This window comes from Pseudomonas sp. IT-P253, assembly GCF_949768125.1.
Lineage (GTDB): Bacteria > Pseudomonadota > Gammaproteobacteria > Pseudomonadales > Pseudomonadaceae > Aquipseudomonas.
In genome coordinates this window covers 106,494-115,956 of record NZ_CATKPT010000008.1, presented here as the reverse complement: position 1 = coordinate 115,956, position 9,463 = coordinate 106,494, and the positions used below count along the sequence as shown (strand labels likewise).

Below are 9,463 nucleotides of genomic sequence, written 5' to 3'. Positions count from 1 at the left end.
TACCGGACGCCTCTGCGCTGTCACAGTCTCGCGACAATGCTAAGGTTCGGCCCTAGCTTTTGTATTTTCCAAGGAAGCCTTTATGCCGGACGCGACGTCCCTCAGTGCTGGTTTTATGGTGGTTCACGGCAATCGCCTGGACGAGTTGCGCAGTCTGGTAATCAGCTGGATGCGGCGCTACCCGTTGGCTCCATTGGAAAATGAAATTGCGCTGGTGCAGAGCAATGGTATCGCTCAATGGCTGAAACTGGCGCTGGCCGAAGACCCGGGGGATGACGACATGGGCGGCTGCGGAATAGCCGCCGCCATCGACGTGCAATTACCGGGCAGTTTCATGTGGCAGCTCTATCGCATGGTGCTCGGGCGTGATGAGATTCCAGCCAAATCCTTGCTCGATAAAGCCCCGCTGACCTGGCGTCTGATGCGTCTGCTTCCTCAGTTGATCAATCAACCGCACTTCGAACCTCTGCAACGCTTCCTGACCAACGACAGTGATTTGCGCAAACGCTATCAGTTGGCTGAGCGACTGGCGGATTTGTTCGACCAATATCAAGTGTATCGGGCTGACTGGCTGGAAGACTGGGCAGACGGTCGTCATCAGTTACGCAATGGCAGAGGCGAAACAAAACCCCTGACCCCTGCGAACTGTTGGCAGGCAGAGTTGTGGCGGGCGCTGTTGCTGGACGTGGGCGAGCAGGGCATGGCGCAGAGCCGTGCCGGCGTCCACCAGCGGTTTATAGAGCGCATCAATAGTCTCGACGTGGCGCCCAAGGGACTGCCTTCACGGGTGATCGTTTTCGGTATTTCTTCTCTGCCGGCTCAAGCCCTGGAAGCACTCGCCGGACTGGCCCGATTCAGCCAGGTTTTACTTTGCGTCCACAACCCATGTCGTCACCACTGGGCGGACATCGTCGCCGATAAAGACCTGCTGCGACATCAATACAAACGCCAGGCTCGCAAGAGCGGCATGCCCGCTGTACTTGATCCGCAGACCCTCCATCAGCACGCCCATCCGCTCCTGGCGGCTTGGGGCAAGCAAGGGCGCGACTACATCAATCTGCTCGATAGCTACGACGATCCCAACAGCTATCGCTCGGCATTTCGCGACGGGCGCATTGACCTGTTCAGCGACAGCCAGCCACAAAATATGCTCAACCAACTGCAGGACGACATTCTTGAATTGCGTCCCCTGAATGAAACTCGCGAGCGCTGGCCGGCTGTCGATTTAAAGAGTGATGAATCAATCCGTTTTCACATCGTCCACAGCGCTCAGCGCGAAGTGGAGGTTCTCCACGATCAATTGCTCGCACGCTTCAGCGCTGATCCAGACCTGAGGCCTCGCGACATCATCGTGATGGTCCCGGACATCGACAGTTATGCGCCGCATATTCGCGCGGTATTTGGTCAGCTTGAGCGCCTCGACCCGCGCTTCATTCCCTTCACGCTCGCTGACCAAGGCCAGCGCGGCCGTGACCCGCTACTGATTGCTGTCGAACATCTGCTCAAATTGCCTGACAGTCGTTTCCCCGTCAGCGAGATCCTCGACCTGCTGGACGTTCCCGCACTACGCGCCAGGTTTGGTGTTGAGGAGCGCGACCTACCGACTCTGCACCGCTGGATCGAAGGCGCTGGCATTCGCTGGGGTATGAACGCGGAGCAACGTGAAGGCCTCGGGCTGCCTGAGGCTCTGGAGCAAAACAGTTGGCGTTTCGGCCTGAGAAGGATGCTGCTCGGTTATGCGGTAGGCAGTGCGGGTGCCTGCGAGGGTATCGAGCCCTACGACGAGATCGGGGGACTGGACGCTGCGCTGATAGGGCCTTTGGTCGCGCTGCTCAACGCCCTTGAAGTTGCCCATCAGGAACTTGCTCAACCTGCGCCGCCCAAGCAATGGAGTTTGCGATTGCAAGCATTGGTGCAGTTGTTCTTCCAGGCCAGTAATGAGCATGACGACTACTTGCTGGCTCAACTCGAAGCGTTACGTGAAACCTGGCTTGAGACTTGTGAGTCAGTAAACCTGCAGGAAGAATTGCCGTTGACGGTGGTCCGTGAGGCCTGGTTGGCAGGTCTCGATCAAGGCCGGCTGTCTCAGCGTTTCCTGGCGGGAGCGGTGAATTTCTGCACCCTGATGCCCATGCGTGCGATCCCTTTCAAACTGGTCTGCCTGCTCGGTATGAATGACGGCGATTACCCGCGTGCGCAACCACCATTAGACTTCGATCTCATGGGCAGTGATTACCGCCCTGGCGATCGCTCTCGACGCGAAGATGACCGCTACCTGCTATTGGAAGCTCTATTGTCGGCTCGCGACCAGCTCTATATCAGCTGGGTCGGTCGTAGCATTCGCGACAACAGCGAGCGCCCGGCATCGGTATTGATCGGTCAATTGCGTGACCATCTGGCCAGCGGCTGGCGATTGCACGACGTCGACGAAAATTTACTTGAAGCCATGACTCAGGAACACCCGCTGCAGCCATTCAGCGCTCGCTACTTCCATGAAGCCGATGCCTTGTTCAGCTACGCCACTGAGTGGCAGGTACTCCATCAAACCGCTGAGCAAACGACTGATACCGAGCGCCTCGTTCCTTACGTCCAGGATGAGCCGCTCAGTCTCGGTCAACTGCAGGACTTTCTGCGCAATCCGGTGCGACATTTCTTCAGTCAGCGGCTGAAGGTGTTCTTTGAAGTGGCTGAGGCGCCGTTGGCTGATGAAGAGCCATTCGTACTTGACGCATTGCAACGCTATAGCCTCAGCGACAGTCTGCTGGGAGCCGCGCTGGGAAATCTGGACGACACCAATCAGGCTCTCGAGGCGCAGGCAAAACGCCTGCAACACAGCGGGTTGCTACCGATGGCCGGTTTTGGTGAATGCCTTCAGCGAGAGTTGATTGAGCCGCTGCCAGATCTGCTGCAACGCTATCAGCAGCTCTTGGCATTGTGGCCAACGCCGCTCACCAGTGCGCTGCCAGTGAACCTGGAATTGCAGGGGCTGCAGCTGGAAGGTTGGCTCAGTGGTCTGCATCAACGAGCCGATGGCTGTTTGTTATCAGTCACTACCATCCCCAACAGCATTGGCTCGATCAAGTCGCGTAAATGGCATCGACTGACGCGGCCCTGGGTCAATCACCTGGTGGCCTGCGCCAGTGGTATGGCGATGACCACAGCATTGGTGGCCAGTGACGACAGTCTGCTGCTCGGTCCGATTGAGGAGGGGGCAGCGCTGCGGATTCTGGGTGACCTGTTAATGGCCTGGCAAACGGGCATGCGCCAACCACTGCCGATTGCCGTGAAAACAGCGTTCGCGTGGCTCGGTCAAACCGATCCGGTCAAAGCCGAGGCGGCCGCCCGCAAAGCCTACGAAGGCGACGGCCTGAACACAGAGGGTGAACGGCGTGAAAGCACGGCACTCGCACGTCAGTTCGCCGACTACGACGCTCTGGTTGCTGATGAGACGTTCCCCGGTTGGTGCGACGCATTGTATCGTCCGCTGCTTGAAGCCCCTTGGCGTTCATTGACCAGCGAGGAGGCGCGCTCATGACCACGAAAACACCTCTGGCGCTGGCATTCCCGCTGCGCGGCAGCCAACTGATCGAAGCAAGTGCCGGGACCGGCAAGACCTTCACCATCTCCGCTCTTTATCTGCGTCTGGTCCTGGGGCACGGCGGCGACTCGAGCGGTTTCGGACGTGAGCTGTTACCGCCGCAGATCCTCGTTGTAACGTTTACCGATGCGGCGACCAAAGAACTGCGCGAACGTATCCGTACACGTTTGGCCGAGGCGGCACGGTTTTTTCGAGATGAAACGTCGGCGCCCGATGGCTTGATTGCCGAGCTCCGGGAACAGTACCTGCCGGAGCAATGGTCCGGTTGCGCCAATCGGCTGGACATCGCTGCACAGTGGATGGACGAAGCCGCCGTCTCGACCATCCACAGTTGGTGCCAGCGCATGTTGCGCGAGCACGCGTTCGACAGTGGCAGTCTGTTCACTCAAACCCTTGAAACCGACCACAGTGATTTACTGGGTGAGGTCCTGCGCGATTACTGGCGATTGTTTTGCTACCCGATGCAAGGCGATGCACTCAACTGGGTGCGCGGCAATTGGGGCGGCCCGGCGGCCCTGCTGCCGCGAATACGGGGTTTGTTCGCCAGTGAACGCGATAGCGGCGAAGGCAAAGAACCCGCTGAGCTGATCACCGAGTGTCTGCTGGAGCGACGTGCGGCGTTGCTGGAACTCAAGATGCCGTGGCGTCAGTGGGCGGATGAGTTGCTTGCCATCTGTCACGAGGGTGTTTCGAGCAAGAGCGTCGACGGTCGCAAGATGCAGGCGCGCTATTTCGAACCCTGGTTCGAAAAAATAAAAGCCTGGGCCGAGGACGAATCCCTCGAGCAGCTGGATATCGGTACTGGGTTCACTCGCCTGACCCCCGATGGCATGGCTGAAGCCTGGAAGAAGGGCGAGGTCCCGAATCATCCAGGACTGGACGCGATGCCCGGCCTCAAGGCTCGTCTCGATGAGTTGCCGACACCTGATGCTGCGGTTCTGCAACATGCTGCCCAGTGGGTGGGGGCTCGGTTCGAAGAAGAGAAACGTCGCCGCGCAGAAATGGGCTTCGATGACATGCTGCTGCGCCTCGATGCAGCGCTACAGGCCGATGGCGGCGAGCGTCTGGCAACCCTGATCCGCGAGCAATTTCCGGTCGCGCTGATCGACGAGTTCCAGGACACCGATCCGGTGCAGTACCGGATCTTCGAGAGCATTTATCGCATCGAAGACAACAGTCCCGAGGGTGGTCTGTTCCTGATCGGCGATCCGAAACAAGCGATTTACGCCTTTCGCGGCGCCGACATCTACACCTACTTGCGCGCCCGACAGGCGACCGCTGGCCGTCTACATACCCTGGGCACCAACTTCCGTTCCAGTCATGGCATGGTCAATGCGGTAAACCATGTTTTCGAGCGTGCCGAGTCCCGTGCGGTGGGCCGTGGCGCATTCCTGTTTCGCGAAAAGAATGGCGAGAACCCGGTGCCGTTCCTGCCCGTCGCCTCCCAGGGACGCAAAGAAGTCCTGCACATTGATGGTCAGGTGGTGCCCGCGCTGAACGTCTGGCATCTGTCCGCCGAGCAGCCATTGTCCGGCGCGGTGTACCGACAACAATTAGCCGCCAGCTGCGCCAGTGAAATCACGGCGTTGCTTAACGGCGGGCAACAGGGTCGGGCAGGTTTCATACAGGACGGCAAAGATTTCAGAGGGCTGTTGCCCTCGGATATCGCCATCCTCGTACGCGATGGCAAAGAGGCGCAGGCTGTGCGGGGCGAACTGTCTGCTCGCGGCGTGCGCAGCGTTTATTTGTCGGACAAGGACTCGGTGTTCGCCGCCCAGGAAGCCCATGACGTGCTGACCTGGCTGAAAGCCTGTGCCGAGCCGGATGTCGAGCGTCCGCTGCGCGCCGCGTTGGCCTGCATCACGTTGAACCTGTCGCTGGCCGAACTGGAGCAGCTGAATCAGGACGAGTTGGCCTGGGAAGCGCGGGTCATGCAGTTCCGTGGTTACCGCGAACTGTGGCGCAAGCAAGGCGTATTGCCGATGCTGCGACGTCTTTTGCATGACTTTCAGCTACCCCAGGCATTGATCGCGCGCAGCGATGGCGAGCGGGTGTTGACCAACCTGCTGCACCTGTCCGAATTACTGCAACAGGCCTCTGCCGAACTCGATGGCGAGCAAGCGCTGATCCGGCATTTGTCCGAGCATCTGGCGCTGTCCGGTCAGGCAGGCGAAGAGCAGATCCTGCGTCTGGAGAGCGACGAGCAACTGGTGAAAGTCGTGACCATTCACAAGTCCAAGGGGCTTGAGTATCCCTTGGTGTTCCTGCCCTTCATCTGCTCGGCGAAGCCGGTAGATGGCAGCCGACTGCCGTTGCATTACCACGATTCCAGCGGTAAGGCCCAGGTGACGTTGAAGCCGACGGCCGAATTGATCACCCTGGCTGACGATGAACGTCTGGCCGAGGATCTGCGCTTGCTTTATGTGGCGCTGACCCGAGCGCAACACGCTTGTTGGCTCGGCGTGACAGACCTCAAGCGCGGCAATAACAACAGCTCGGTGCTGCATTTGTCAGCATTGGGTTATTTACTGGGCGGTGGCGCAGCATTGCCCGAGTCGGCTGGTTTGAAGCGTTGGCTGGAGGACCTGCAGCAGGACTGCCCAGCGCTGAACTGCAGTGAAATGCCTGAAGCGAGCGCCGAGCATTACCATCCGCCGCGTAACGAAGCAGCCTTGCTGGCGCCGCTGGTCCCCAAGCGCAAGGCCAGCGAGAACTGGTGGATCGCCTCGTACAGTGCCTTGCGCATAGGCGACCGCCTGAGTGTGAGTGCCGATGAAGCGCCTGAAAGCCCGCAAGCGCAAAAGCTCTTTGACGACGAACGCCTCGACCCGCAAGCGCCACGAGAAGTCTTGGCAGGCGGTGCTGATATCCATCGATTCCCTCGTGGCCCGAACCCAGGCACCTTCCTCCATGGCTTGCTTGAATGGGCCGGTAACGAAGGTTTTGCCGTTACGCCGAAAGCCATCGAAGACGCCGTTGGCCGGCGCTGCAACCGCCGTGGCTGGGAAGGCTGGATCACCACGTTGAGCGAATGGCTGCAACACCTGCTCAAATCCCCGTTGCACATCGGCGCAGAGCACACGCCCGTAGTGTTCGAGCAGTTGACCCAATCCCGGGTCGAGATGGAGTTCTGGTTCGCCAGCCACAAAGTCGATGTGCTCAAGCTCGATGAACTGGTCTGCCAATACACCCACAACGGCGTGGCCCGGGTGTCTGCAGAGCCGGTCTTGCTCAATGGCATGTTCAAGGGCTTTATCGACCTGACGTTCGAACACGGCGGTCGCTACTACGTCGCTGACTACAAATCCAACTGGCTGGGCGTTGACGATGCGGCCTACACCGAGCAGGCCATGGAACAGTCGATACTCGACAACCGTTATGACCTGCAATACGTGCTGTACCTGTTGGCCCTGCATCGACAGCTCAAGGCACGGCTGGTCGAATACGATTACGACCGGCATGTCGGGGGCGCGATGTACCTGTTTCTGCGTGGTACGCGCGCATCCAGCCAGGGTGTGTATTTCGCCCGTCCTCCAAAAGAGCTGATCGAACGTCTGGACCGGTTGTTCCAAGGCAAGCCAGAACCCAAGGTTGAACCCGCCTGGGAACAGGGAGTACTGCTATGAGTCGCACCTTCGCTGATTTGCTGCCCACGCCTCTGGCGGCCGAAAGCCTGGCGCATCTGACTCCTTTGAGTTGCGCCGATGACTTGTTGATATTACTCACGCGGTGGGTCGAGCGCGGCTGGCTTCGGTCGCTGGACAAAGCCTTCGTTGCCTTTCTTCATGAACTCGCCCCTGACGATGATCCGCTGGTACTGCTGGCGGCGGCATTGACCAGTCACCAACTGGGGCACGGCCACGTCTGCCTGGATTTGTTCGAGACGTTGAAAGCGCCGGACTTCGCCCTGTCGTTGCCACCGGAAGGTGATGTGCAAAGTGGCGCGATGCTGTTGCCATCTCAATTGCTTGAAACGCTGGAGGGGGCTCATTGGTGCAAGGTATTGGCCGGCAGCCGCCTGGTCGCTTTGGCGGCCGACGCTCGTGAGTCGGCACAGCACCGGCCCCTGGTGTTATCGGGCAAGCGCCTGTACTTGCGCCGTTACTGGGCTTACGAACGACGCATCGACCACTCGCTGCGCCAGCGCCTGGCGGAGCACGAAACAGCACCCACTGATTTGCCGCTGCGCCTGACCGGTTTGTTCGGTCCCGCCAAACCCGGCGAAGTGATTGACTGGCAGAAACTCGCCTGTGCCCTCGCGACCCGTAGCGCTTTCAGTATCGTCACCGGCGGCCCGGGAACGGGCAAGACCACCACGGTCGTGCGTTTGCTGGCGTTGCTCCAGGCGCCGGCGGTAGAGGCGGGCAAACCGCTGCGCATACGGCTTGCGGCGCCCACCGGCAAGGCTGCGGCACGGCTGACGGAGTCCATCAGTCAGCAAGTCCGGACACTCAAAGTCACTGAAGCCATACGAGACAAAATTCCGTCTGACGTCACCACCGTGCACCGTCTGCTCGGCAGTCGTCCCGGTACCCGGCACTTCCGTCACCACGCGGGTAATCGCTTACCGCTGGATGTACTGGTGGTGGACGAAGCCTCGATGATCGATCTGGAAATGATGGCCAATCTTCTAGACGCGATGCCGGCCCATGCCCGCCTGGTGTTGCTTGGCGACAAGGATCAACTGGCATCGGTTGAAGCGGGCGCTGTGCTGGGCGATCTGTGTCGCGATGCCGAGGCCGGCTGGTACAGCCCGCAGACTCGCCAGTGGCTGGAGTCGGTCAGCGGAGAAAGTCTGGTGTCCAGCGGTTTGCATGAAGACACCAACGGCACGCATCCTCTGGCTCAGCAAGTCGTGATGCTGCGCCACTCGCGCCGGTTCGGCGAAGGCAGCGGCATTGGCCAACTGGCACGTTGGGTGAACCAGCAGCAGCCCGAGGAGGCCCGCAAGTTGTTGGCGGCTCGAAGTCACAGCGACGTGTTTTCACTGTCCCTCAAGGGGGAGCAGGATCGGGCGCTGGAGCGCTTGCTGCTCGAAGGTCATGGTGATGGGCCGCAAGGTTATCGGCATTACCTGGGCTTGCTGCGACGCGAGCGACCACCGCTCGACTGCACGCTTGATGATTCGCGCTGGGCAGATTGGGCACGGCAGGTGTTACAAGCCTTCGACGCGTTCCAGTTGTTGTGCGCCGTACGCAAAGGGCCCTGGGGCGTGGAGGGCTTGAATCAGCGAGTGACCGGCGCATTGCTCAAGGCCCGGCTGATCGATAGCGACCAGCAGTGGTACGAAGGTCGGCCAGTGCTGATGACCCGCAACGACTATGGTCTGGGTTTGATGAATGGCGACATCGGCATTGCCCTCAAATTGCCGGAACGCGACTGTCCGGGCAAGCAGGTGCTGCGCGTGGCGTTTCCGCGAAACGATGGTCAGGGCGGCGTGCGATTTGTGCTCCCGAGCCGGCTCAACGATGTCGAAACCGTGTATGCCATGACCGTGCACAAATCCCAAGGCTCGGAGTTTGCCCATACCGCGTTGATTCTGCCGGACGCCTTGAACCCTGTGCTGACCAAGGAGTTGATCTATACCGGAATTACTCGGGCCAAGGACTGGTTCACATTGATCGAACCTCGTACCGGTGTGTTCGAAGAGGCGGTGCGGCGCAAGGTCAAGCGCTTGAGCGGGTTAATGCTGGAGTTGGAAGAGGGCATCAAGACGGGTGTTTGAACGGTGCGGCGCCTAGGGGCGGAAATTGTCCGAAGAGCCCAGGTGCGCGACCTTGTTGAAATTCTGGCGCCACTTCCCGCTCATTTTTCAACTGCACTGATAGGCCGCCTCGGCGAGTCGCAAGAACACCGCCCTGCCGA

At 59.8% G+C, this 9,463-nt stretch carries 3 protein-coding genes; all 3 read left to right on the top strand.

Going from position 1 to position 9,463, the window contains the following annotated elements:
• Positions 1-82: 82 nt before the first annotated feature.
• The 3 genes from recC to recD are packed head-to-tail and all read left to right on the top strand — an operon-like array spanning position 83 to position 9,323.
• Entirely contained in the window at positions 83-3,535 is a 3,453-nt protein-coding gene (recC, locus tag ACM6IR_RS04725) for an exodeoxyribonuclease V subunit gamma (RefSeq protein WP_414906610.1), read from the top strand.
• Positions 3,532-7,224 (top strand): exodeoxyribonuclease V subunit beta, encoded by a 3,693-nt coding sequence (gene recB, locus ACM6IR_RS04720; protein ID WP_414906609.1) that lies wholly within the window; start codon positions 3,532-3,534, stop codon positions 7,222-7,224. Before recC ends, recB begins: the two co-directional genes overlap by 4 nt.
• Positions 7,221-9,323, top strand: coding sequence for an exodeoxyribonuclease V subunit alpha (gene recD / locus ACM6IR_RS04715; protein ID WP_414906608.1), 2,103 nt, complete (start codon positions 7,221-7,223; stop codon positions 9,321-9,323). Before recB ends, recD begins: the two co-directional genes overlap by 4 nt.
• The last annotated feature ends 140 nt before the right edge of the window (positions 9,324-9,463 follow it).

Bases quoted from the DNA above. Each gene is read 5' to 3' on its own strand.
- recC (WP_414906610.1), top strand. From the start codon at position 83: ATGCCGGACGCGACGTCCCTCAGTGCTGGTTTTATGGTGGTTCACGGC.
- recB (WP_414906609.1), top strand. From the start codon at position 3,532: ATGACCACGAAAACACCTCTGGCGCTGGCATTCCCGCTGCGCGGCAGC.
- recD (WP_414906608.1), top strand. From the start codon at position 7,221: ATGAGTCGCACCTTCGCTGATTTGCTGCCCACGCCTCTGGCGGCCGAA.